Below are 22,767 nucleotides of genomic sequence, written 5' to 3'. Positions count from 1 at the left end.
CCGACCGGGGAGGACCGTCATGACTGCCAGCACCACCAGCACCAACGCCGAGACCGCCGCCGCGATCTACCGCGCCTTCGGGTCCGGCGACATCCCGACCCTCATGGACCTCATCGCCGACGACGTGCGCTGGGAGTCCGAGTGGGAGGACAACTTCGCCCAGCGCGCGGGCGGGCCCGCGTTCTACCGGCCGTTCCACGGCAAGGGCGAGCTCGGCGGCTTCTTCGAGGCGATGGGCGCCAACACGTTCCACCAGCTCGACGTGCGCGACGTGATCGCCGACGGCGACCGCGTGGTGGCCCGCGTCGCGCTCGAGTACACGCTGCCCAGCGGCGGGCGCTACCGGGACGAGCAGCTGCACCTGTGGACCTTCGACGGCGATGGGAAGATCGTCGCCATCCGCCACTTCCTGGACACGGCCAAGCTCCTCGCCGCCACGCGGGGCGAGGACACCACGAAGGCCTGACCGGGAGGGCCGGGAGAGGACCCGGCGTCGGGGAACGCGGGGCTCCCCGGCGCCCAGGGCCGGGATCTAGGCCCAGTCGAAGGTGCGGGTGACCGCCTTCTTCCACTCGGCGTAGGTCTCGTCGCGGGCCTTCGGGTCCATCGAGGCGGTCCAGACCTTGTCCTGCGCCCAGTTGTCGCGGATGTCCTGCTCGGAGTCCCAGAAGCCGACGGCGAGCCCGGCGGCGTAGGCGGCGCCCAGCGCCGTGGTCTCCGCGACCACGGGCCGCACGACGTCCACGCCGAGCAGGTCGGCCTGGAACTGCATGAGGACCTCGTTGCCGACCATGCCGCCGTCGACCTTGAGCGTGGTCAGCGGGACGCCGGAGTCGGCGTTCATGGCGTCGATGACCTCGCGGGTCTGGAACGCCGTGGCCTCGAGCACCGCGCGGGCGAGGTGGCCCTTGTTGACGTAGCGGGTCAGGCCGACGATCACGCCCCGGGCGTCGGCGCGCCAGTACGGGGCGAACAGGCCGGAGAACGCGGGCACGAAGTAGGCGCCGCCGTTGTCGTCGACCGACTTGGCGAGCTCTTCGATCTCGGGCGCCGAGCTGATGATCCCGAGGTTGTCGCGCATCCACTGCACCAGCGAGCCGGTGACGGCGATCGAGCCCTCGAGCGCGTAGACCTGCGGCGCGTCGCCGATCTTGTAGCAGACTGTCGTGAGCAGGCCGTTCTTCGACTCGACCTTCTCCGTGCCGGTGTTGAGCAGCACGAAGTTGCCGGTGCCGTAGGTGTTCTTGGCCTCGCCGACCGACAGGCAGGCCTGGCCGAACGTCGCTGCCTGCTGGTCGCCGAGGATGCCGGCCACCGGGACGTCGGCGAACGTGCCCCGCGCGCGGATCGGGCCGTAGTTCTCCGACGACGACCGGATCTCCGGCAGCATCGCCATCGGGACCCCGATCTCCTCGCAGAGCTGCGGGTCCCACTCGAGAGTGTCGATGTTCATCAGCAGGGTCCGCGACGCGTTGGTCGGATCGGTGACGTGGAGCCCGCCCTCGTTGCCGCCGGTGGCGTTCCAGAGCACCCAGGTGTCCATCGTCCCGAACGCGAGCTCCCCGCGCTCCGCCCGCTCCCGGGCACCCTCGACGTTGTCGAGGATCCAGCGGGCCTTCGGGCCGGCGAAGTAGGTGGCCAGGGGCAGCCCGGTCTTGGCACGGTAGCGCTCGGCGCCGCCGCCGAGGTTGCCGAGCTCGTCGCAGATGGCCTGGGTGCGGGTGTCCTGCCAGACGATGGCGTTGTGGATCGGCTCGCCGGTCGCCTTGTCCCAGATGACGGTCGTCTCGCGCTGGTTGGTGATCCCGACCGCCGCGATCTGGTCGGCGTTGATGTCGGCCCGCGCCAGCGCACCGCCGCACACCTGTCGGGTGTTGCCCCAGATCTCCGCGGCGTCGTGCTCCACCCACCCGGCGCGCGGGAAGATCTGCTGGTGCTCGAGCTGGTCGACCGCGACGACCCGGCCCGAGTGGTCGAAGATCATGCACCGGGTCGACGTCGTGCCCTGGTCGATCGCGGCGACGTACTGCGTCATGCGGCTGCTCCAAGCTGCGAGTCTCGGGTGGGAACGTGCGGGCGGGCGTCAGCCCGTCTTGACGGGTGCGACGAGCGCGACGAGCGCCGCGAGCGTCGCCCCGACCAGCGGGGCCACGACGGGCACCCAGGAGTAGCCCCAGTCGGCCTTGCCCTTGCCGCGGATCGGCAGCACGGCGTACGCGATGCGCGGCCCGAGGTCACGGGCGGGGTTGATGGCGTAGCCGGTCGACCCACCGAGCGCCTGGCCGATGCCCATGACCACTGCGGCCGCACCCGCGTAGATCGCGGGGCTGCTGCCGTACGGGTTGACCAGCAGGAACAGCACCAGGGCGAACGTCGCGATGAGCTCGGTGACGAAGTTCCACGCCGGCTTCTTGATCGGCGGGTTGGTCGAGAAGATGTTCAGCGTGCCGGAGTTGTCCTCGTTGTGGTCGAACTGCAGCTTGTAGACGAGCCACGCAAGGACGGCGCCGACGAAGGCGCCCAGGAACTGGCCGATGAGGTAGAAGGGCACCTGCGACCACGGTGTGCCGCCGTTGATCGCGCTCGCCAGCGTGACGGCGGGGTTGATCGCGCCGCCCGACGCGTCCGCGATGCTGGCGCCGGCGAACACGCCGAACCCCCAGCCGAACGTGATCAGCACCCACGATGCCGTGTCCCCGTCGGCGTTGGTGCGGGTCAGCAGCACGTTGGCCACGACACCGCAACCGAAGAGGAGCAGCACCATGGTGCCGAGGAACTCCGAGAGAATGATGCTTCCAGCGCCCACGAGGACTCCTGTCGACGGCGACCCGGTCCTGCCTGCGACGACCCCCCGTACCGATGGCGCGATCAGAAGGTGCGCTCGCGATCGGCGACGGTAGTGGCGGTGCTCACCGTGTGTCCACGCTTCTGGGGATCTCGGGGGTGGAGAGACGTGTGAGGGGGCACCCGGAGCCCGAAACGGAGCAGACGGCTGCACCGCGTGCACGGCTGCCGAGGGCCTTGGACGCCGGGTTAGCGTGGTGCGCGGGGACTTCGTCGGTGGAGCCGGCCGTGCCGTGCGACGTGACGGCGCTACGGCGGACCTGGGCCTCCCGAGAAACGACGACGGACGAGAGGGGTCGCACGTGGGCACGGGACGAGGCGCACGGGGTGACGGGACGGCCGCCGGTGCGGAGGCCGAGTCGCTGGACGCGTCGGTGGAGCCGGCGCGGCTCGGGCCGGCCACCCGCGAGGAGTCGTGGGAGCGGTTGGGCTCCGAGAAGTTCGACGTGGTCGTCGTCGGGGGCGGTGTCGTAGGCACCGGCGCGGCGCTCGACGCGGCGACCCGCGGGCTCAAGGTGGCCCTGATCGAGGCGCGCGACCTGGCGTCGGGCACCTCGAGCCGCTCGTCGAAGCTCTTCCACGGCGGGCTGCGCTACCTCGAACAGCTGGACTTCGGCCTGGTGCGCGAGGCGCTGCGCGAGCGCGAGCTCAACCTGACGCGGCTCGCCCCGCACCTGGTCAAGCCGGTCAGCTTCCTCTACCCGCTGACCAAGCACTGGGAGCGCCCGTACGTCACCGCGGGCGTGACGCTCTACGACACGATGGGCGGCAAGAGCTCGCTGCCCCACCAGAAGCAGCTGACCCGCTCCGGGGCGCTGCGGATGGCGCCGGCCCTCAAGCGCAGCGCGCTCGTCGGGGCGATCCGGTACTACGACGCGCAGGCCGACGACGCGCGCCACACGATGATGGTCGGCCGCACGGCGGCCCAGTACGGCGCCCTCGTGCGGACCTCCACCCAGGTCGTCGACTTCCTCCACGAGGTCGACCGCGTCGCCGGCGTGCGCATCCGCGACGTCGAGACCGGTCGCGAGACCGAGGTGCGCGCCTCGGTGGTGGTCAACTGCACGGGCGTCTGGACCGACCAGATGCAGCACGCCGCGGGCACGCGGGGCCGCTTCCGGGTCAAGGCGTCGAAGGGCGTGCACTTCCTCGTCGCCCGCGACAAGATCCCCTCCGACACCGGGATGATCCTGCGCACCGAGAAGTCCGTGCTGTTCGTGATCCCGTGGCGCAACCACTGGATCGTCGGCACCACCGACACCGACTGGAACCTCGACCTCGCGCACCCGGCGGCCACCCGCAAGGACCTGGACTACCTGCTCGAGCACGTGAACTCGGTGCTGGTGACGCCGCTGTCCCACGACGACATCGAGGGCGTCTACGCCGGGCTGCGCCCGCTGCTGGCGGGCGAGAGCGAGGAGACCTCGAAGCTGTCGCGCGAGCACGCGGTGTCCCGCGTGATGCCGGGACTCGTCGCCATCGCCGGCGGCAAGTACACGACGTACCGCGTGATGGCGGCCGACGCGATCGACGCGGCGGCCGAGGACATCCCGACCCGCGTGGCCCCGTCGGTCACCGATCGGGTGCCGCTCATCGGCGCCGACGGCTACTTCGCCCTGGTCAACCAGGCCGAGAACCTCGGGCAGCGCCACGGGCTGCACCCGCACCGCGTGCGCCACCTGCTCGACCGCTACGGCTCGCTGCTGCACGGCCTGCTGTCGATGGCCGACGAGGACCCCTCGCTGCTCGAGCCCGTGCCGGCCTCGCCGGACTACCTGCGGGTCGAGATCGCCTACGCCGTGGCCTACGAGGGCGCGCTGCACATCGACGACGTGCTCACCCGGCGCACCCGCATCTCGATCGAGTACGCCCACCGCGGCGTCGACTCGGCCGAGGCGGTCGGCGCGCAGATGGCCGACCTGCTGGGCTGGACCGACGAGCAGCGCGACCTCGAGGTGCGCTCGTACGTCGAACGCGTCCAGGCCGAGCGCGACTCGCAGGCCGTCGACACCGACATCGAGGCCGACAAGCTGCGCGTCGCCGCCCCGGATCCCCGCGCCCCGCGGCTCGCGGCGCTCGGCACGGGCTGACCCGCCGGGCTCCTCCGACGGAGCGAGGGACGCCCTCGCCGCGTCCCGGGGGGAGCGAGGGACGCCTTCGCTGCGTTCCGGGGGGAGCGAGGGACGCCCTGGCTGCGTGGCACGCAGCGAGGGAAGCCCTCGCTCCCGGACGGGCGGACACGGACCCCGGACGCGCGGCACTGGTGAGCGGCGGCGTGCGCCGGTGAGCTGGGCGCATGCCCGCTCTCACCGTCGTCCAGCTCGTCGCCGGCGTGCTCTCCGCGCTGCTGGCGGGGTTCTACCTCGCGTTCAGCGTCGTGATCATGCCCTCGCTCGCCCGGCTGCCCGATCGGGTGCTCGTGACGGTGATGCAGACCGTCAACCGCGTGATCGTGCGCCCCGGGTTCGTCGTGCTCTTCCTCGGCGCCCCGGTGGTCGCGGTGGCGGCGGCGGTGCTCGCCCTGGTCGTCGGCGCGCCGGTGCTGTTCGTGGCGCTCGGTGCCGTGCTGCAGCTCGCCTCGATCGGCGTGACCGTGGCCGTGAACATCCCGCTCAACACCGCCCTCGACCGCACGGACGCCGGCGAGACCGCCGACGCCGGTGACGTCGTCCGGGCCCGCGAGGCGTTCGAGCGGCCGTGGACCCGGGCCCACGCCGTGCGCACCGCGATCACGACCGTGGGCGCGGTGGCCCTGCTCGTGTGACCGGCGCTGGTGACCGGCGCTGGTGACCGGCGCTGGTGACCGGCGCTGGTGACCGGCGCTGGTGACCGGCGCTAGTGACCGGCCACCGGCGTGGACGGGGTTCCGCTGGCCTCGTCGGCGTCCGCGTCGCCCGTCGGCTCGCCGCCGGACCCGGGCGCCGGCTTGCGCTGCACCATGAACGAGACGCCGACCGCGATGAGCCCGATGACCCCGGCGGCCATGAAGGCGACCTGGAGACCCTGGGCGTCCGGCGCCCCGGTGACCGAGGCGGAGCCGAGCGCGGCGATCGTCACGAACCCCGCGGTGCCCGCGGCACCGGCGACCTGCTGCAGCGTCGTGAGGATCGCGCTGCCGTGCGAGTAGAGGTTCTCGGGAAGCACCGAGAGCCCCTCCGTGAGCAGTGGCGTCATCATGAGACCGAGCGAGGCCATGAGCAGGATGTGGACGGCGATGACCATCCACAGCGCGGCCCCGGCGCCGAGCGCGGCGAGCAGCCACATCGAGGTCGCCAGCCCGATCGCGCCCGGGATCACGAGCGGACGTGCGCCGACGCGGTCGAACAGGCGGCCCACCGGGCGTCCCATGAAGCCGAGCACGAGCCCGCCGGGCAGGACGGCGAGACCGGTGGCCGCCGCGCTGACTCCGAGCACCGTCTGCAGGTAGATCGGCAGCAGGATCGCCCCGGCGCCGAGCAGCGACATGAACAGCAGCGCCGAGAGGACGATCGCGACCACGAAGGGCTTGTGGCCGAACGGGCGCAGGTCGAGCAGCGCGGACTCGGTGCGCTGCAGGCGCATCTGGCGCGCGATGAACACGGTCAGCGCGACGGCGCCGACGACGAGCGCCACCCACGGCGGGACGACGGCCCCGCCACCGTGGCCCAGCGTCGAGAGCCCGTAGACGATGCCGCCGAAGCCGAGGAACGACAGCAGCACGGAGAACAGGTCGAGCGGCGTCACGCGGGTCTCGCCGGAGAGCCGGAACATCACGAACCCGATGACGAGCGCGGCCACCGCCAGCGGCAGCACGCTCCAGAACATCCACCGCCAGTCGAGCGAGGCGAGGATGAGGCCGCCGATGGTCGGGCCGACCGCGGGGGCGACGGCGATGACGATCGAGATCGTGCCCATGGTCGCGCCGCGCTTCTCGGGCGGGATCAGGCGCATGACCGAGGTCATCAGCAGCGGGATCATCACCGCGGTGCCCGTGGCCTGGACGACGCGACCGACGAGCAGCAGCTCGAAGCCGGGCGAGAGCGCGCAGATCAGCGTGCCGGTGCTGAACAGCGACATGGCCGCGAGGAAGACCTGCCGCGGCGTGAACCGGTTGAGGATGTAGCCCGTGGTCGGGATGACCACGCCCATCGTCAGGAGGAACCCGCTCGTCAGCCACTGCACGGTGGTGGCCGAGACCCCGAGGTCGCCCGTGAGGTGCGGCAGCGCCACCGAGAGGATCGTCTCGTTGAGGATCATGACGAAGGCCGACACGACCAGCGTCATGACGATCACCATCGGCCGGGCGGCCTGGGTGGGTCCGGCGTCGCTCGGACCGGTCATCGTTCCCCCTCGTGGCAGCGGCCGTGACGGTCACGGTCCGGCGTGGCAGAGCATCACACGCACCCCCGACAGGCGAGCGAATTCGACCCTCGGACCCCCGCGACAACGTGCCGGGGAAGGCGCCTGTTCCTGGTCGTGACGAGGTCGTCGGGAATTTCGCGTGCCGCGGACGTCACTGCCCTTCGCGGTGGGAGATCCAGGCCACCGCGGCCAGCACGACGGGGACGAGGATGAAGATCCACGGGAACCGCCCGCCGCTGACCGCGAAGAGCACGGCGGCGACCGCCGGGGTCAGCAGCGAGATGAGCCCCGCGTGCCGGGCGATGGCCGCGCCGCCAGGAGCGACGAGCTCGGGCAGCTCCGGCGCGGCGGGGGCGTCGACCGGCCCGGCCGCGACTGCGCGGTCGCGTCCCGGCGGCGGCCCGGGGTAGGCCGGATGGGGCTCGGGCAGGTCGGTGAACAGCGCGTCGAGCTCGGACCGCGACGTGGCCGTCGACGCCGAGGCGCAGCGCGTCGCGTGCTCGTCGCGCTCCAGCCGGCCGGTGCGCCGGTGCGCGTCGAGCGCCTCCATGGCCAGCTCGCGCTCGTGAGCCCCCACGTCGGCCATGGCGCCAGTATGCGCCCCGGTGGACGGCCTAGCTCGCGTCCGGGATCTCGCAGATCACGGCGCCCTGGTTGACGCTCGCGCCGGCCTCGAGCGTGAGTCCGGTGACGACGCCGTCCTTGTGGGCGGTGACCGGGTTCTCCATCTTCATCGCCTCGACGACGACCACGAGGTCGCCCGCGGCGACCGTGTCACCCTCGGAGACCGCGACCTTGACCACGGTGCCCTGCATGGGCGCGGTGACCGCGTCGCCGGAGACCTTCGCCCCGCCGCCGGAGCGGCCGCGCTTCTTCTTCGGTGCCGCGGCACGCGCGCCGCCACCCCCGCCGCCGAGCGCGAGGTCGCCGGGCAGCGAGACCTCGAGGCGCTTGCCGCCGACCTCGACCACGACGGTCTGGCGCGGCGCCGTCTCCTCCTCGTCCTCGGCCGGCGCGGCCTCGAAGGGCGGGATCTGGTTGTCGAACTCGGTCTCGATCCAGCGGGTGTGCACGAGGAAGGACTCGGCGCCGTCGGGAGCGGTGAAGGCCGGGTCGTCCAGCACGGCTCGGTGGAACGGGATGACGGTCGGCAGCCCCTCGACCACCAGCTCGGCGAGCGCCCGGCGGGACCGGGCCATCGCCTGCTCGCGGTCCTCGCCGGTGACGATCAGCTTGCCGACCATCGAGTCGAACTGGCCGCCGATCACGGTCCCGGTCTCGACGCCGGAATCCACGCGCACGCCGGGGCCGTCGGGGGCCACGAAGCGGGTGACCGTGCCCGGGGCGGGCAGGAAGCCGCGCCCGGCGTCCTCGCCGTTGATCCGGTACTCGATCGCGTGCCCGCGCGGCTCCGGGTCCTCGGTGAACCGCAGGTGCTGGCCCGCGGCGATCCGGAACTGCTCGAGCACCAGGTCGATCCCGCTCGTCTCCTCGGAGACGGGGTGCTCGACCTGCAGGCGGGTGTTGACCTCGAGGAACGAGATCGTGCCGTCCTCGCCGACCAGGAACTCGACCGTGCCGGCGCCGGAGTAGCCGGCCTCGACACAGATGTCGCGGGCCGAGGTGTGGATGCGCTTGCGCTGCTCGTCGGTGAGGAACGGCGCCGGCGCCTCCTCGACCAGCTTCTGGTGGCGGCGCTGCAGCGAGCAGTCGCGGGTGCCGACGACGATGCAGTTGCCGTGCTGATCGGCCAGCACCTGGGCCTCGACGTGGCGCGGGCGGTCGAGGTAGCGCTCGACGAACGACTCGCCGCGCCCGAACGCCGACACGGCCTCGCGGACCGCGGCGTCGAACATCTCGGCGATCTCGTCGCGCTCGCGGGCGACGCGCATGCCGCGCCCGCCGCCGCCGAAGGCCGCCTTGATGGCCACCGGCAGCCCGTGCTCGTCGGCGAAGGCGATGACCTCGTCGGCGTCGGCGACCGGGTCCTTCGTCCCGGGCACCAGCGGCGCCCCGGAGCGCTCGGCGATCTTGCGCGCCGTGACCTTGTCGCCCAGGTCGTTGATGGCCTGCGGCGACGGGCCGATCCAGATCAGCCCGGCGTCGATGACGGCCTGGGCGAAGTCGGCGTTCTCCGAGAGGAAGCCGTACCCCGGGTGCACGGCGTTCGCACCGGACTCCCGGGCCGCGCCGATCAGCTTCTCGATGTCCAGGTACGAGTCCGCCGCGGTCTCCCCGCCCAGCGCGAACGCCTGGTCCGCGAGCCGCACGTGGGGGGCGTCCCGGTCCGGCTCGGCGTACACGGCGACGCTCTGCAGCCCCGCGTCCTGGCACGCGCGCACGACCCGCACCGCGATCTCGCCTCGGTTGGCGACGAGGACGGTGTGCAGCGGGTCGAACCCCGCCGGGGCGGACGCGGCCATTCGGGGACCTCCTGGAGGATCGTCGCTGAACCGGGGACGGTCGGGGCAGTGTAGGGGCGGCCGGACGGGTGCCCGGTCAGGTCACTCTCTCGTACTCGGCCGGGCGCCGTCGGGGGCCCGGGCGTGGTCATGGCCACACGAGCACCACACGTCCGGGGCGGCCGGACCGATCTCCGCCCGCCGTCCACCCTCTGCCCCGCCCCCGTGCGCGTCACACCCGGCACGTGGCTACGGTCGGCGTTCGATGCGGTCTTGGTGGTGGCGGTCAGTGGCCGCGTGTGCGTTCGTGCTCGTGCTCGCGGGCCTCGTCGCGGTGGTCGCCGTCGCCGTCACAGCCGACCGCGCGGTCTCCGTGCGGGCGGCCGCGGACGAGCGTGCCGCGGCGGACGCCGACCCCCCGCCGTCCTCATCGCCCGCTCCCGAGCCGTCGACGGATCCGTCGACCGAGCCGCCGACCGCGCCGTCGACCGAACCCGCCACGGGGCCGTCCCCGGAGCCGTCGCGTCCGGCCTCCGCGACCCCCGAGGCGGCGCCTCCGGGGGACGAGGCCGCGCCGGTGACCGACGACGTCACCGGCACGACGCTGGCGCTGCCGCCCGGGTGGCAGGTGGTGCCGTCCCAGGACGTCGTCGAGGTCCCGCCGGAGCGGTTCCGGGACGCCACGATCGTGCGGCGCGCGGACACCGTCGTCCTCGTCGGCCTCGCCGACCCCGCCCGGGTGCCGCCACGGGCCGACCCGGGCGCGCCCGACCCGGCCGGCGACGAGGCGCTCGACGCCGAGGCCCGGCGCCTGGCCGACGCCTACGCCGACCTCCTCCAGCCGGACGCCCGGACCGCGGCCCTGACCGACAACCCCGACCCCGTCGCCGACCTGCCCACCCGCACCTCGGTGCGGCGGGTCGAGGGTGGCCCGCAGGACGGCGCGCTCGTCCGCGTCAGCACCCTCGCCGCGCCCGGCCGGACGGTCGCGGTGCTGGCCGTGGCCCGGCCCTCGCCGATCGTCGACGCCGACGGCGACGCGGCCGACGCGGTGGTGCGCTCGCTGCGGCTGGCACCGGCGCCGGGCGAGCCGGGTGCGCCCGCGGAGCGGGGTACGCCGACGGAGCCGGGTGCGCCCGGGGAGCGGGGAGCTGCTGTGGCGCCGGGAGAGCCCGCGGAGCCGGCCGGGCCGGCGTCGCCGGGCCGCCCGGCACCCTGAGTGGCGCCGGGCGCGCGGCTCCGAGCGCGATCGGATCCGGTGCGCGGCGCCGGAGGGAGATCACGAGCGCCTCATCGACCCTCGGCGCGCTCCGGCGGTGGATACCGCGCCCGTGATCTCTCCGGCACCGGCGTGCACCCGCCCGCGGGCCGTGTCACGAGCACCTGAACCGGCGCCCCGAGCCGGGAGATCACGAGCACCTCATCGACGCTCGCCGCGGTCCAGCGGTGGATACCGCGCCCCTGATCTTCCCGGCGCCGGCGTGCACCCGCTCGCGGGCCGTGTCGCGAGAACCTGAACCGGCGCTCCGAGCCGCGCCGGACGGTGGACGACGGAACTCAGGGCGTGGGCGCGCCCCACAGGGCGTCGACGCCCACGCCGATCTCGGCGAGCAGGCGGCGCAGCAGCGGCAGGCTCAGGCCGACGACGTTCGACGGATCGCCCTCGATGCCCTCGACGAACCAGCCGCCGCGCCCGTCGAGGGTGAAGGCGCCGGCGACGGCCAGCGGCTCCCCGCTGGCGAGGTAGGCCTCGAGCTCGGCGGTCGTGGGCTCGGAGAAGGCCACGGCGGTCCGGGCGTGTCCGGTCACCTCGCGGCCGACGGCGCCGCCGGTGAGCTGGACCAGGGCGTGCCCGGTGAACAGGTCGGCGGCACGCCCGGCCATCTGGTCCCAGCGCCCGCGGGCGGCGTCGACCCCGGCGGGCTTGCCGACCAGCTCGCCGTCGAGCCAGAGCATCGAGTCGGCGCCGACGACCACCCCGTCCGGCACCGCCTCCGCGACGCGCGCGGCGACCGTGCGCGCCTTGGCCAGCGCCAGCGCGCCGACGGTGTCCTCGGGCGTGGCGTCCTCACCCAGCTCGGCGACGAGGGCGTCCTCGTCGACGTCGGACACCTCGACGAGGGGCTCCACCCCGGCACCCCGCAGGATCGCCAGACGGGCCGGGGACGCGGACGCGAGCACCAGACGCACGGGGTGGCACCCTACGTCGCGGGGTCGCCGGACTCCGCGCGGCGGCCCACCACGTCGCCGTCCTCGGGTCGCCGCCCGACCCCGGCGAGGATCGAGATGTGCGTCGGGCGCTCGAACCCGCGCCACCGGCTGACGTCGACGATGCCGGGCTCGATGACGGTGAAGCCCTCGAAGAGCGCCGCTACCTCGTCGGCGGTGCGCAGGTGCCCGCCGCGCGGGGTGCGGGCGTAGGCCGCCTCGATCTCGGCGAGCTCGTCGGCGTCGAGGCCCTCTGAGCTGCCCGTGGAGAGCACCAGGTACGACCCCGGGACCATCCGGCGCCGGAAGTGCTCGACGATCCGGTGCGGCTCGTCGCCGGGGGAGAAGTGGAAGACGGCGACGAACAGCACGCCGACGGGCCGGCTGAAGTCGATGAGGCGGTCGACGTCGGGGTGGGTGGTGATCGCCCCCGGGTCGTGCATGTCCGCCTCGACCACCGCGACCGCCCGGTCCTCGGCGAGGAGGGCGCGGGCGTGGGCGAGCACCACCGGGTCGTCGTCGACGTAGACGACGCGGGCGTCCGGGTGGGTGCGGCGGGCGACCTCGTGCACCGTCGGTGCGGTGGGGATCCCGGTGCCGATGTCGACGAACTGCGTGATCCCCTCGGCCGCGAGGTGCTCCACGGCGCGGACGAGGAACGCGCGGTTGTTCTGCGCGAGCTGGCGCTGGTCGGGATGGCTCGCGATCACCGCCTCGGCGGCCTCGCGGTCGGCGGCGAAGTTGTCGCGTCCGCCGAGGTAGTAGTCGTACATCCTGGCCGGCGAGGGCACGTCGCTGTCGAACCCGTCCGTCATCGCTGCCCCAGCCCCCCGTGCACGGGCGTCACCGTAACCGGCCGCCCCGACGGTCCGGCCGTGACGTGGCCGGGCCGGGCCGGGCCGGGCTACAGCTGCAGCACGGCCTGCACGTCGAGGTGGATCTGGATGGTGGAGCCGACGACGGGGATGCCGCGCGCGACCATCTGCTGCCAGTTGAGCGTGAAGTGCTCGCGGTGCAGCGAGGTCGTGGCGGTAGCGCCGATGCGTGTGCCGTTCCACGACTGCGTGCCGAGGTAGGTGGTCTCGAGCCGGACGTCGTTGGTGCGCCCGCGGATCGAGAGGTCGCCGTCGATCGTCCAGGAGTTGCCGGCGCGCACCGCGAAGCGCGTGCTCGAGAACTGCAGCTGGGGGTGGTCGTCGACGGCCAGGAAGTCCTGGGACCGCAGATGGGCGTCGCGCTGGGCGTTGTGGGTCTCGATGCTCGCGGCGTCGATGACGACGTCGATGCTCGAGTCCTCGAGCTCCTCGGCGATGTGGATCGACCCGCGGAAGCGCGTGAACTGGCCGTAGACCCTGCTCAGCGCGATGTGCCGCGCGACGAACCCGAGCCTGCTGTGGGCGTCGTCGATCACCCACTCGCCCGGTGAGGGGCGGGTGCTGCCCTGGTCGGCCGTGAGGGTCAGGGCGCCGAGGGCGGCGTGCTCGCCCCGCCCGATGATCATGTCCCGGGTGAGCGTCCGGTAGCCGCCCAGGCTCGCGCGCAGGGTGTAGGCGCCGCTCGGCACCGCCGCGGTGTAGAAGCCGAACGGGTCGGTGGGCGACTCGGTGACGACGCGGCGCAGGCCCTCGGTCTCGACGACCGCAACGGTGACGCCCGGCAGCGGGCGGCCCTCCGTGTTGCGGAGCTGGCAGCTCACGAGCCCGCCGGTCGGCGGGATCGGCATGAGGGCGTGGTCGGCGTCGCGGTACGACTCGCCACCCACGAGCGAGCGACGTCGTCGGCGCAACAGGGCCATCAGGTCACCAGGTCGGTCGGAGGTGGTCAGCGCGGGCGGGCGGAGGCCCGCCAGCCGCCGGGCCCGGGCTGGACGGGGCCGCGCACGAGATCGACGTGACGGGCCCAGCTCGACACCGGTGCGGTGTCGGGCTCGTCCGCACCGCCGCCGCCCGCGGCGGCGAGCACGGCCGTCAGCGCGGCGATCTCGGCCGCGTCGGGCTCGCCGCGCACGACGCGCAGGAACGGCCGGGCCGGGGCCTCCTCCTCGCTCACAGGGGCACGTTCCCGTGCTTGCGCGGCGGCAACGTCTCGCGCTTCGTCTCGAGCATCCGCAGCGAGCGGGCGACGTAGCCGCGGGTGTGCGACGGCGGGACGACCGCGTCGACGTACCCGCGCTCGGCGGCGATGTAGGGGTTGGCGAGGGTGTCCTCGTACTCCTGCTGGAGCTCGGCGCGGCGGGCCTCGACGTCGCCCCCGTCCTCCTCCACCTTCGCGAGCTCCTTGCGGTACAGGATGCTCACCGCGCCGGACGCGCCGGTGACCGCGATCTGGGCGGTGGGCCAGGCGATGTTGACGTCGGCACCGAGGTGCTTGGACCCCATGACGTCGTACGCGCCGCCGTAGGCCTTGCGGCAGATCACCGTCACCAGCGGGACGGTGGCCTCGGCGTAGGCGTAGATCAGCTTCGCGCCGCGCCGGATGATGCCGTTGTACTCCTGGTCGGTGCCCGGCAGGAATCCCGGCACGTCGACGAAGGTCAGCACCGGGATGTTGAACGTGTCGCACGTGCGCACGAACCGCGCGGCCTTCTCGCTGGCCCCGATGTCGAGGCAGCCCGCGAGCTGCGTGGGCTGGTTCGCCACCACACCCACCGGCCGGCCCTCGACGCGGCCGTAGCCGACGACCATGTTCGCGGCGTAGAGCGCCTGGACCTCGAGGAAGTCGCCGTCGTCGACGACCCGCGTGATCGCCTCGCGGATGTCGTAGGGCTGGTTGGGCGAGTCGGGCACCAGGGTGTCGAGCTCGAGGTCGGTCTCGCCGATCCCGTCGGGCACCGAGCCCGTCTCCTCCTCGCCCGGGATCCGAGGCGGATCGGTGAGGTTGTTCGACGGCAGGTAGCCCAGCAGCTCCTGGACGTAGGAGATCGCGTCGTCCTCGTCCGAGGCGAGGTAGTGCGCGTTGCCGGACGTGGCGTTGTGCGTACGGGCGCCGCCGAGCTCCTCGAAGCCGACGTCCTCGCCCGTCACCGTCTTGATCACGTCCGGGCCGGTGATGAACATGAACGACGTCTCGTCGACCATGACCGTGAAGTCGGTGAGCGCCGGGGAGTACACGGCGCCGCCGGCGGCCGGGCCCATGACCAGCGAGATCTGGGGGACGACGCCCGAGGCGTGCACGTTGCGCTTGAAGATCTCGCCGTAGAGGCCGAGGGCGACCACGCCCTCCTGGATGCGGGCGCCGCCGCCGTCGTTGATGCCGACGACGGGGCAGCCGATCTTCATGGCCACGTCCATGACCTTGACGATCTTCTCCCCGTAGACCTCGCCCAGCGCGCCGCCGAACACCGTCGCGTCCTGGGAGAACACGCACACCGGGCGGCCGTCGACCGTGCCCTGGCCGGTGACGACGCCGTCGCCGTACGGGCGGTTGGCCTCCAGGCCGAAGTTGGTGGAGCGGTGGCGCGCCATCGCGTCGAACTCGAGGAAGCTGCCCTCGTCGAGCAGCAGGTCGATGCGCTCGCGGGCGGTCTTGCGCCCCTTGGCGTGCTGGCGCTCGACGGCGCGCTCGCTGCCCGCGTGGACGACATCGTCCTGGCGGCGGTGCCAGTCGGCGAGCTTGCCCGCGGAGGTGTGGACGTCGGGCTCGTCCGACGAGTCCTCGGGCTCCGGCAACGGCTCCGTCGCGGCACTCATGATGCTCCGGCTCCGCTGCGCTGCGCGTCGGTCATGGCCCGGCACTGTAGCGACCGGCCCCGACAGCGCCCGGTTTCGTGCGGGTGAGGTGATCAGGCGCACTACTACGGTACGTCGCCGTGGAACCTGCTCCCCTCGACGAGGACGCGCTGCGGCGCACCCTCGGCCCGCCGTCCGGCCCGTGGGCGTCGCTCGAGGTCGTCGCCCGCACCGGCTCGACCAACGCCGATCTCCTGTCCCGCGCGGGCGGCCCCGCCCCCGCCGCCGACCGCACGGTCCTCGTGGCCGAGCACCAGGACGCCGGGCGGGGTCGCCGCGAGCGCATCTGGGAGGACCGCGCCGGCGAGGGGCTGACGTTCTCGGTGCTGCTGCGCCCCCGCGAGATCGCGCCCGAACGATGGGGCTGGGCGCCGTTGCTGGCGGGCCTGGCGCTGGTCGAGGCGGTGCGGACGGTCAGCTCCGTGCCGGCCGCCCTGAAGTGGCCCAACGACCTGCTGCTGGGGCCCGACCCCGGGGCGAAGGGCGCGGGGATCCTCGCCGAGGTCGGTGCCGGCGCCGCGGACGACCGGGCGCTGGTGATCGGCATGGGCGTGAACGTCGCGACGCCCGCGGACGCGCTGCCCGCCGGGGGGACGTCCCTCGCCGCGCAGGGGGCGGACGTCGCGCGGGACGCGGTCTTCGTCGCCGTCCTGCGCGCGCTGGCCGACCTCGACGGCCGCTGGCGAGACGCGCACGGCGACGTCGTCGCGGCCGGGATCGTCGACGACTACCGGGCGCGGTGCGCGACGCTCGGACGCGAGGTGACGGTGACGCTGCCCGGCGACCGCGTGCTCGAGGGCCGCGCGGTGGACGTCGACCGCGACGGCCGCCTCGCCGTGCGGTCACCCGACGGGGACACGACCGTCGTGTCGGCGGGCGACGTCGTCCACGTGCGGCCCGCGGCTCGCTAGCCTCGGGGCCGATCCGGGGAGGGGGTGTGCGTGGCCTACCCCGACGGCGTGCTGCGCCGCGGCGAGCACGTGCTCGCCCACCGTCGCCCGCACTGGCGCATGCTCGTCGTGCCCGCGCTGGTCCCGCCCGCCGCGGTGTTCCTGGCGGCCCTGCTCGCCGGGCTCGCGGACGCGGTCCCCGCCGGGTCGACGCGCACGGCGCTGCGGCTCGCGCTCGTGCTGCTCGCGGTCGTCGCGATCGGGTGGCTCGCCGTCCTCCCGCTGGTGCGTTGGCGGTGCACGCACCTCGTCGTCACCGATCGCCGCGTGCTGGTGCGTGAAGGGGTGCTCACCCGCGAGAGCGTCGACGTCGGCGGCGCGACGATCACCGGGGTGCGCACCCGCCGCACCGCCCTCGAGCGCGTGCTGGGCGCCGGCACGCTGGTCGTGGCGACGGCGGGCGCCGACGAGCCGTGGGAGTTCGCCGGGCTCGGCGACGTCGACACCCTCGCCCGGCTCGTCGAGGGCATGGCCGAGGACCGCGGGGGACTGGACCGCGCGGCGACCGGGTCGTCGCTGCTGGTCCGGTCGGACGGGGGCACGTGGGACGACGAGGACCCCGGGGACGAGGACGACGAGCTGGACGAGGACGCGGACCCGGGCGAGGACCCGCCGCCGCGGCGCGGTCTCGCCGGGCGGTTCAGGCGGGGGTCGTGGCGGGGTCGGCGGCCTCGCGCCGCGCGAACATCCCGGTGAAGCGCGCCCGGTAGACCTCGGTGCCGTCGTCGCGCACGAGCGTGCCGTTCAGGGTGATCAGGCCCAGCTGCGGACGGCTCCGCGAGGCGCGCGCGGCGACGACCTCCATGGCGGCCTCGAGCCGGTCGCCGGGGAACACCGGCGACGGCCAGGCGATCTCGTCGCCGCCCGGCGAGCCCAGCGACGCCGCCCGCGTCAGCAGCCCGTCGACGTAGCACCGCATCCACAGCGACGCGGTGAACCACCCGGAGGCGCAGAGCCCACCGAAGAGCGAGCGGCGGGCGGCCTCCTCGTCGACGTGGAACGGCTGCGGGTCGAACCGCCGGTTGAACGCGAGCATCTCGTCGCGGTCGACCACCACCGTGCCCAGGGCGACCTGACGGCCGGCGGGCAGGTCCTCGAAGAAGACCTCGGGCTCGCTCACGGCGGTGATCGTGCCATCTCCCTCCCCCGACGGAACCGTGCGCGCCCCGGCTGCGTCGAACCCGGTGTGCGAGCCGCGGAGCTGGCGGGCTGGCTGGACGCGGCCGGGGTGACGTCCGCGCCGGTCAGCGTGGGTGCGGAGGCCGAGCGGGCGTGGTGCGTGCGCGCCGTGCCCGGAACGGACGGTGGCGAGGAAGGGATCTGGGAGGTGTTCTGGTGCGAACGGGGCGGTCGGTTCGAGTGGACGCGGTTCGACGACGAGTCGGCCGCCTGCTTCTCGCTCTTCGGGCGGCTGGTGTGGGCGCGGCTCGCCGGGTCCGGTTAGCGGCGCACGAGCGCGAGGGCGGCGTCGTGCAGGTGCCCGTTGGTGGTCAGCGAGTCGCCGCCGTCGGGGCGGGCGGCGCCGGCGAGGTCGGTGAGGCGCCCGCCCGCCTCCTCGACGAGGATCTGCGTGGCGGCGAGGTCCCAGGTGTTGGCCTCGGGCTCCACCGCGAGGTCCAGGAGGCCCTCGGCGACCAGGCAGTGGTGCCAGAAGTCGCCGAACGCCCGGCTCTCCCAGGTCTCGCGGGTCAGGGCGAGCCACTGCTCCTGCCGGCCGAGGGTGCGCCAGTGGTCGAGGTCGGTCGTGGAGGCGTAGGCGTCGGCGAGGTCGGCGACACCGGACACGCCGACCGGGCCGTCCTCGATGCCGCGGGCCGGGTCCCGGGTGTGGGCGCCCTCGCCCGCCGCGGCCCACCAGCGCCGGCCCAGCGCCGGCGCGCTCACGACGCCGGCCACGGGCCGCCCGTCCTCGACCAGCGCGACGAGGCTCGCCCACACCGGCACGCCGCGGGAGAAGTTCTTGGTCCCGTCGATCGGGTCGAGCACCCACACGCGCCCGGCGCCGAGCGAGCCGCCGCGCTCCTCGCCGAGCACCGCGTCGTCGGGGCGGTGGGTGGCGAGCAGGGCGCGCAGCCGGTCCTCGCAGGCGGTGTCGGCGTCGGTCACCGGGGTGCGGTCCGGTTTGCGCTCGACGCGCAGATCGCTCGCGCGGAAGCGGGGCAGCGTCACCGCGTCGGCGGCGTCGGCCAGGGTCAGGGCGAGGGCGAGGTCGGCCGAGAGGCCGGCGGGAGATCCGGTCGGACCGGCGGAGGTCATGGCGGGCGATGGTGCCAGCTCCACCTCCGGGCGGGAGACGAAGCGCAGCGGAGCTCGACCATCGATCGAGGTCTACTGTGGCGCTGTGACCATGGTGCTGCTCGTCGAGGACGACGCGGCGATCGCCGGACCCCTCTCCCGTGCCCTGCAGCGCGAGGGCTACGAGGTCGACGTCGTCGGCGACGGTCAGGCCGCGCTCCACCAGGCGGGCGCGTCCGGGCCGGACCTCATGGTGCTCGACCTCGGGCTGCCCGGGATGGACGGGCTCGAGGTCTGTCGCCGGGTCCGGGTCGACCAGCCCGACCTGCCGGTGCTCATGCTCACCGCGCGCACCGACGAGGTCGACTTCGTGGTCGGCCTCGACGCCGGCGCGGACGACTACGTGGGCAAGCCCTTCCGGCTCGCCGAGCTCCTGGCGCGGGTCCGGGCCCTGCTGCGCCGCCGGGCACCCGAGGTGCTCGACGCCGGCGGGGTGCGTCTCGAGCCCTCCGCGCGGCGGGTCACCGTCGACGGCGTGGAGATCGGGCTGGCCAACAAGGAGTTCGAGCTGCTGCGGGTGCTCATGGCGCACGCCGGGCAGGTGGTCTCCCGCGAGGAGATCCTCCGCGAGGTCTGGAACGACCCTGAGATGAAGACCTCCAAGACCCTCGACATGCACATGTCGTGGCTGCGCCGCAAGCTCGCCGACGACGGCGGCAACGGCGGCAGCGTCGGCAAGCGCATCAGCACGGTGCGCGGGGTCGGGTTCCGCTTCAACACCTAGGGCTCGTCAGGTGCGGCGCCGGATCCTCGTCTCCACGCTCATCGTCGTCACGATCACGGTGGCGGTGCTGGGGGGACCGCTGGCGCTGACCACCTGGCGCCTCGTCGAGGACTTCACCCGGGCGGACATCAACTCCCGGCTGCGCCAGGTCGTCGCGACGCTGGACTCGCAGGCGTCGGTCGACCGTCCCGTCGACCTCAGCGCCGTGGGGATCGCCGTTCCACCGGGCGGCTCGCTGGTCGTGCGCACGCCGCGCGGCGTGAGCACGCTCGGGGTGCTGGCCCCGGGCGACACGGTCAGCGAGACGCTGCCGTTCGGGCTGTCGGGCTCGGCGGTGCTCTCCGAGCCGATCGACGAGATGCGGGCCCGCCAGCTCCAGGCCGTCGCGCTCGTGCTCGCGGCCGTGCTGCTGTCGGTGGCGGTCGGCGCGGTGGTGGCGACGCTGACCGCGCGGCGTCTGGCCGACCCGCTCCAACAGGTCGCCGGGCGCGCCGCCCGGCTGGGCGCCGGCGACTTCCGTCCCGCGCCGCACCGCCACGGCATCCCCGAGCTCGACCGCGTGTCCGACGTCCTCGACTCCTCGGCCACGGCGCTCGCGGAGCTGCTCCAGCGCGAGCGGGAGCTGGTCGGGGACGTGTCGCACCAGCTGCGCAGCCGGCTCACGGCCCTCCAGCTGCGCCTCGACGAGCTCTCGGCGCACCCCGACGAGGAGGTCGCCGCCGAGGGCGCCGCCGCGCTCGAGCAGGCCGAGCGCCTCAACGAGGTCCTCGACGAGCTCCTCGCCTCGGCGCGCGAGGCGCGGGCGGCGGGCGCGGCGCCGATCGAGGTCGCGGGCGAGCTGGAGGCCGTCGCGGACGAGTGGCGGGACCCGCTGCGCACGGAGAACCGCGCCGTCCGGGTGCGCGCGCCCGAGGGGCTCGTGGCCCGCGCGACGTCCGGACGGTTCCGGGAGGCGCTCGGCGTGCTGGTCGACAACGCCCTGCGCCACGGCCGCGGCACGGTCGCGCTCACGGCGCGGCTGGGCGACAACGACACCATCGTCGTCGAGGTCAGTGACCACGGCGACGGGATCCCGCCCGCGCTGGCGCCGCACGTCTTCGACCGCGGGGTCTCCGGCGCCGCGTCCACCGGGGTGGGGCTCGCGCTCGCCCGGGCGCTCGTCGAGGCCGACGGCGGGCGCCTCGAGCTCGCCCGCACTCGCCCGGCGACGTTCGCGGTGTTCCTGCCCGTGCCGCGCACCGACCGCACGGTCGCCGCACCCCGCCCGCTGCCGACGAGCGGGCCGCGCTGAGGGACCCGGTCCCTCGTGCGAGGGGCACGTTCCGCAGGCGCCGGGCCCTGTCGATCATGCGCACGGTGCCTCTCGAGGGCTCAGCCCCGCGCGGCGACGACCTCACGGCACGCGTCGACGTACGCGCGCACGGCGGGGCGTCGGTCGTCGTGGCGCCAGGCGAGCACGAGGGAGCACGGTGGGAGGTCCTCGACGGCGGCGACGGTGACACCGTCGCGCACCAGGGCCCCGGCGTTCCCGGCGGCGAGCAGCACGACGCCGCGCCCGTCGAGCAGCGCCTCGTGGGTCTCCTCCACCGACCGGATCTCCGCGCCGACGCGCGCCGGGCCCTCGCGGTGCGCCTCGGCGAGCCAGAACGCGCGCAGCGGCCCGGCGTCGGCCGGCAGCGCGAGGAACGCCTCGTCGCGCACGGCCGCGAACGGCACCGCCGCCCGCCCGCCCAGCGGGTGGCCGGGCGGCAGCGCCACGACGACGGGCTCGCGCGCGAGCTCCAGGGTGCGCACGCGCCCGGGTACCGGCGCCCACGCGACGGCGACGTCGCTGGTGCCGTCGGCGAGCCCGGCGGTCGGGTCGTCCCAGGCGACGGTGCGCACGTGGGGATCGACGCCGGGCTCGCGGGCGGCGACCCGCGAGCGCACCGCCGGCAGCAGGCCCCGCCCGACGCCGGTGCTCACGCCGACCACGAGGCGCCGGCCCGCGGTCGCGACGTCCGCGGCGGCGAGGTCCACGCGCTCGAGCACCGCGTGCGCGTGCGGCAGCAGGGCCTCGCCCGCGGGCGTCAGCTCCACCCCGTGCGGCAGGCGCCGCAGCAGCGTCGCGCCGACCTGGCGCTCGAGAGCCCGCAGCTGCTTGCTCAGCGCCGGCTGCGAGACGTGCAGCCGCGCCGCCGCCCGCGTCACGTGGCGCTCCTGCGCGACCGCCACGAAGTAGCGCAGGTCGCGGGAGTGGACGTCCATAGCCGATGGTGATCGCAGCAGGTCTTGGACGTCCAGCGCGGCGCGCGCCAGGCTCGTCGCATGACTCCTCCCCGCGTGTGGCTGGTCACCGGCGCCTCGAGCGGATTCGGCCGCGCGATCACCGAGGCCGCGGTCGCGGCCGGTGACACGGTCGTCGCCGCCGCGCGCCGCACCGACGCCCTCGCCGAGCTCGCCGACGCCCACCCCGGCCGCGTCGAACCCCTGGCCCTCGACGTCACCGCGCCCGGCGCCGACCTCACCGCCGCCGTCGACGACGTCGTCGCCCGCCACGGCCGTCTCGACGTCCTGGCCAACGTGGCGGGGCGCACCCAGGTCGGCGCGCTCGAGGAGACGACCGAGGACGAGCTGCGGGCGCTGTTCGACCTGCACGTCATGGGCCCCGCGCTGCTGACCCGGGCCGCGCTGCCGCACTTCCGCGCGCAGGGCTCGGGTGCCGTGGTCCAGCTGTCGTCGGTGGGCGGCCAGGTGTGCGTGCCGGGCTTCGGGGTCTACTGCGCGACCAAGTTCGCGCTGGAGGGGCTCACCGAGACGGTCGCGCAGGAGTGCCCGCACGTCCGGTTCCTCATCGTCGAGCCCGGCGCGTTCCGCACCGAGCTCTTCCGGCCCGGGGCGGCGGTGATGTCGGCGCCGATGGCCGAGTACGAGGAGACGGTCGGGCCGACGCGGGCCTTCGTCACCGGCGGGGATGGGAGCCAGCCGGGCGACCCGGACAAGGCCGCCGCGGCGATCCTGCGGGTGCTCGACGCCGAGGACGCGCCGCTGCGCCTGCCGCTCGGGCGCGACGCCGTCACCGGCATCCGTGCGCGGCTGACCGGCCTCGTCGACGACCTGGACCGCTGGGAGGCGGTGTCGACGTCGACCGACCGGGACGACGGGTGATCTAGTGCCGCGGCAAGGAACGTTGGCGCTGTAACCGAGGGCTTGATCAGGATCTTGAGGGGTTGGAGGCTGTCGCCCGGGAGGTGGGGCGATGGCACGGCCTGCAGAGGTGTTCGTCCGGGAACTGT

At 74.3% G+C, this 22,767-nt stretch carries 23 protein-coding genes; 10 read left to right on the top strand and 13 right to left on the bottom strand.

Annotation, left to right across the window (positions count from 1 at the left end):
- The first annotated feature begins 19 nt into the window (after positions 1–19).
- Positions 20–466 carry a nuclear transport factor 2 family protein gene (locus tag QSK03_RS28490; RefSeq protein WP_285658959.1) on the top strand — a complete coding sequence of 149 codons (447 nt, stop codon included), beginning with the start codon at positions 20–22 and terminating at the stop codon, positions 464–466.
- A gap of 66 nt (positions 467–532) precedes the next feature.
- Here QSK03_RS28490 and glpK read toward each other — a convergent pair whose 3' ends face one another.
- A complete protein-coding gene (gene glpK / locus QSK03_RS28485; protein ID WP_285658958.1) occupies positions 533–2,035 on the bottom strand; it encodes a glycerol kinase GlpK in 1,503 nt (500 codons plus the stop codon).
- A 48-nt stretch (positions 2,036–2,083) separates the two neighbouring features.
- Entirely contained in the window at positions 2,084–2,806 is a 723-nt protein-coding gene (locus QSK03_RS28480; RefSeq protein WP_285658957.1) for an MIP/aquaporin family protein, read from the bottom strand.
- Between the two features lie 412 nt (positions 2,807–3,218).
- On the opposite strand from QSK03_RS28480, the gene QSK03_RS28475 reads away from it, so the two are divergent.
- On the top strand, positions 3,219–4,934 hold the full coding sequence (locus QSK03_RS28475) for a glycerol-3-phosphate dehydrogenase/oxidase (protein WP_285659018.1): 1,716 nt from the start codon (positions 3,219–3,221) through the stop codon (positions 4,932–4,934).
- 206 nt (positions 4,935–5,140) lie between these two features.
- Positions 5,141–5,608: an anthrone oxygenase family protein gene (locus QSK03_RS28470; RefSeq protein WP_285658956.1), complete on the top strand. Its 468-nt coding sequence runs from the start codon at positions 5,141–5,143 to the stop codon at positions 5,606–5,608.
- A 71-nt stretch (positions 5,609–5,679) separates the two neighbouring features.
- Here the strand turns inward: QSK03_RS28470 and QSK03_RS28465 are convergent, their stop codons facing one another.
- The 3 genes from QSK03_RS28465 to QSK03_RS28455 all read right to left on the bottom strand — a co-directional run bounded on the left by QSK03_RS28465 (position 5,680) and on the right by QSK03_RS28455 (position 9,608).
- Positions 5,680–7,164, bottom strand: coding sequence for an MDR family MFS transporter (locus QSK03_RS28465; protein WP_285658955.1), 1,485 nt, complete (start codon positions 7,162–7,164; stop codon positions 5,680–5,682).
- Between the two features lie 172 nt (positions 7,165–7,336).
- Positions 7,337–7,771, bottom strand: coding sequence for a DUF1707 SHOCT-like domain-containing protein (locus QSK03_RS28460; RefSeq protein ID WP_285658954.1), 435 nt, complete (start codon positions 7,769–7,771; stop codon positions 7,337–7,339).
- Between the two features lie 28 nt (positions 7,772–7,799).
- Entirely contained in the window at positions 7,800–9,608 is a 1,809-nt protein-coding gene (locus tag QSK03_RS28455; protein WP_285658953.1) for an acetyl/propionyl/methylcrotonyl-CoA carboxylase subunit alpha, read from the bottom strand.
- A gap of 268 nt (positions 9,609–9,876) precedes the next feature.
- Between QSK03_RS28455 and QSK03_RS28450 the strand changes: the two genes are divergently transcribed.
- A complete protein-coding gene (locus QSK03_RS28450) occupies positions 9,877–10,806 on the top strand; it encodes a hypothetical protein (protein ID WP_285658952.1) in 930 nt (309 codons plus the stop codon).
- Between the two features lie 338 nt (positions 10,807–11,144).
- On the opposite strand, the gene QSK03_RS28445 is transcribed toward QSK03_RS28450, so the two are convergent.
- From QSK03_RS28445 to QSK03_RS28425, 5 genes are all read right to left on the bottom strand, one after another.
- Positions 11,145–11,777: a Maf family protein gene (locus QSK03_RS28445; protein WP_285658951.1), complete on the bottom strand. Its 633-nt coding sequence runs from the start codon at positions 11,775–11,777 to the stop codon at positions 11,145–11,147.
- An 11-nt stretch (positions 11,778–11,788) separates the two neighbouring features.
- Positions 11,789–12,610, bottom strand: coding sequence for an SAM-dependent methyltransferase (locus tag QSK03_RS28440; protein ID WP_285658950.1), 822 nt, complete (start codon positions 12,608–12,610; stop codon positions 11,789–11,791).
- 89 nt (positions 12,611–12,699) lie between these two features.
- Complete coding sequence (locus QSK03_RS28435; RefSeq protein WP_285658949.1) at positions 12,700–13,590, bottom strand: YceI family protein; 891 nt, start codon at positions 13,588–13,590, stop codon at positions 12,700–12,702.
- A gap of 26 nt (positions 13,591–13,616) precedes the next feature.
- Positions 13,617–13,844: an acyl-CoA carboxylase subunit epsilon gene (locus QSK03_RS28430; protein WP_285658948.1), complete on the bottom strand. Its 228-nt coding sequence runs from the start codon at positions 13,842–13,844 to the stop codon at positions 13,617–13,619.
- Positions 13,841–15,484 (bottom strand): acyl-CoA carboxylase subunit beta, encoded by a 1,644-nt coding sequence (locus QSK03_RS28425; RefSeq protein WP_285658947.1) that lies wholly within the window; start codon positions 15,482–15,484, stop codon positions 13,841–13,843. Before QSK03_RS28425 ends, QSK03_RS28430 begins: the two co-directional genes overlap by 4 nt.
- A gap of 119 nt (positions 15,485–15,603) precedes the next feature.
- Here QSK03_RS28425 and QSK03_RS28420 point away from each other — a divergent pair, with 119 nt between their 5' ends.
- Both QSK03_RS28420 and QSK03_RS28415 read left to right on the top strand, forming a co-directional pair.
- Complete coding sequence (locus QSK03_RS28420; RefSeq protein WP_285658946.1) at positions 15,604–16,434, top strand: biotin--[acetyl-CoA-carboxylase] ligase; 831 nt, start codon at positions 15,604–15,606, stop codon at positions 16,432–16,434.
- A gap of 30 nt (positions 16,435–16,464) precedes the next feature.
- On the top strand, positions 16,465–17,169 hold the full coding sequence (locus tag QSK03_RS28415; RefSeq protein WP_285658945.1) for a PH domain-containing protein: 705 nt from the start codon (positions 16,465–16,467) through the stop codon (positions 17,167–17,169).
- On the opposite strand, the gene QSK03_RS28410 is transcribed toward QSK03_RS28415, so the two are convergent.
- Positions 17,114–17,593, bottom strand: coding sequence for a MaoC family dehydratase (locus QSK03_RS28410; protein WP_285658944.1), 480 nt, complete (start codon positions 17,591–17,593; stop codon positions 17,114–17,116). The two genes, QSK03_RS28415 and QSK03_RS28410, sit on opposite strands and share 56 nt — an antisense overlap.
- A 66-nt stretch (positions 17,594–17,659) precedes the next feature.
- Here QSK03_RS28410 and QSK03_RS28405 point away from each other — a divergent pair, with 66 nt between their 5' ends.
- Positions 17,660–17,917, top strand: coding sequence for a hypothetical protein (locus QSK03_RS28405; protein ID WP_285658943.1), 258 nt, complete (start codon positions 17,660–17,662; stop codon positions 17,915–17,917).
- Here QSK03_RS28405 and hisN read toward each other — a convergent pair.
- Complete coding sequence (gene hisN / locus QSK03_RS28400; protein WP_285658942.1) at positions 17,914–18,729, bottom strand: histidinol-phosphatase; 816 nt, start codon at positions 18,727–18,729, stop codon at positions 17,914–17,916. The genes QSK03_RS28405 and hisN overlap by 4 nt on opposite strands.
- Positions 18,730–18,820: 91 nt before the next feature.
- Between hisN and QSK03_RS28395 the strand changes: the two genes are divergently transcribed.
- Both QSK03_RS28395 and QSK03_RS28390 read left to right on the top strand, forming a co-directional pair.
- Positions 18,821–19,492 (top strand): response regulator transcription factor, encoded by a 672-nt coding sequence (locus QSK03_RS28395; RefSeq protein ID WP_285659017.1) that lies wholly within the window; start codon positions 18,821–18,823, stop codon positions 19,490–19,492.
- 10 nt (positions 19,493–19,502) lie between these two features.
- Entirely contained in the window at positions 19,503–20,783 is a 1,281-nt protein-coding gene (locus QSK03_RS28390) for an ATP-binding protein (protein ID WP_285658941.1), read from the top strand.
- An 80-nt stretch (positions 20,784–20,863) separates the two neighbouring features.
- Here QSK03_RS28390 and QSK03_RS28385 read toward each other — a convergent pair whose 3' ends face one another.
- Complete coding sequence (locus QSK03_RS28385; protein WP_285658940.1) at positions 20,864–21,739, bottom strand: LysR family transcriptional regulator; 876 nt, start codon at positions 21,737–21,739, stop codon at positions 20,864–20,866.
- Between the two features lie 60 nt (positions 21,740–21,799).
- Here QSK03_RS28385 and QSK03_RS28380 point away from each other — a divergent pair, with 60 nt between their 5' ends.
- Positions 21,800–22,639 (top strand): SDR family NAD(P)-dependent oxidoreductase, encoded by an 840-nt coding sequence (locus QSK03_RS28380; protein WP_285658939.1) that lies wholly within the window; start codon positions 21,800–21,802, stop codon positions 22,637–22,639.
- The last annotated feature ends 128 nt before the right edge of the window (positions 22,640–22,767 follow it).

This window comes from Actinomycetospora sp. NBRC 106375 (assembly GCF_030269665.1).
GTDB lineage: Bacteria > Actinomycetota > Actinomycetes > Mycobacteriales > Pseudonocardiaceae > Actinomycetospora.
The sequence above is the reverse complement of the archived record's forward strand: the minus strand, read 5'-3'. Positions and strand labels throughout refer to the sequence as shown.

Coding starts and splice junctions, on each gene's coding strand:
- QSK03_RS28490 (WP_285658959.1), top strand. CDS start 20: ATGACTGCCAGCACCACCAGCACCAACGCCGAGACCGCCGCCGCGATC.
- glpK (WP_285658958.1), bottom strand. CDS start 2,035: ATGACGCAGTACGTCGCCGCGATCGACCAGGGCACGACGTCGACCCGG.
- QSK03_RS28470 (WP_285658956.1), top strand. CDS start 5,141: ATGCCCGCTCTCACCGTCGTCCAGCTCGTCGCCGGCGTGCTCTCCGCG.
- QSK03_RS28465 (WP_285658955.1), bottom strand. CDS start 7,164: ATGACCGGTCCGAGCGACGCCGGACCCACCCAGGCCGCCCGGCCGATG.
- QSK03_RS28460 (WP_285658954.1), bottom strand. CDS start 7,771: ATGGCCGACGTGGGGGCTCACGAGCGCGAGCTGGCCATGGAGGCGCTC.
- QSK03_RS28455 (WP_285658953.1), bottom strand. CDS start 9,608: ATGGCCGCGTCCGCCCCGGCGGGGTTCGACCCGCTGCACACCGTCCTC.
- QSK03_RS28440 (WP_285658950.1), bottom strand. CDS start 12,610: ATGACGGACGGGTTCGACAGCGACGTGCCCTCGCCGGCCAGGATGTAC.
- QSK03_RS28435 (WP_285658949.1), bottom strand. CDS start 13,590: ATGGCCCTGTTGCGCCGACGACGTCGCTCGCTCGTGGGTGGCGAGTCG.
- QSK03_RS28425 (WP_285658947.1), bottom strand. CDS start 15,484: ATGAGTGCCGCGACGGAGCCGTTGCCGGAGCCCGAGGACTCGTCGGAC.
- hisN (WP_285658942.1), bottom strand. CDS start 18,729: ATGACCTCCGCCGGTCCGACCGGATCTCCCGCCGGCCTCTCGGCCGAC.
- QSK03_RS28395 (WP_285659017.1), top strand. CDS start 18,821: ATGGTGCTGCTCGTCGAGGACGACGCGGCGATCGCCGGACCCCTCTCC.
- QSK03_RS28385 (WP_285658940.1), bottom strand. CDS start 21,739: ATGGACGTCCACTCCCGCGACCTGCGCTACTTCGTGGCGGTCGCGCAG.
- QSK03_RS28380 (WP_285658939.1), top strand. CDS start 21,800: ATGACTCCTCCCCGCGTGTGGCTGGTCACCGGCGCCTCGAGCGGATTC.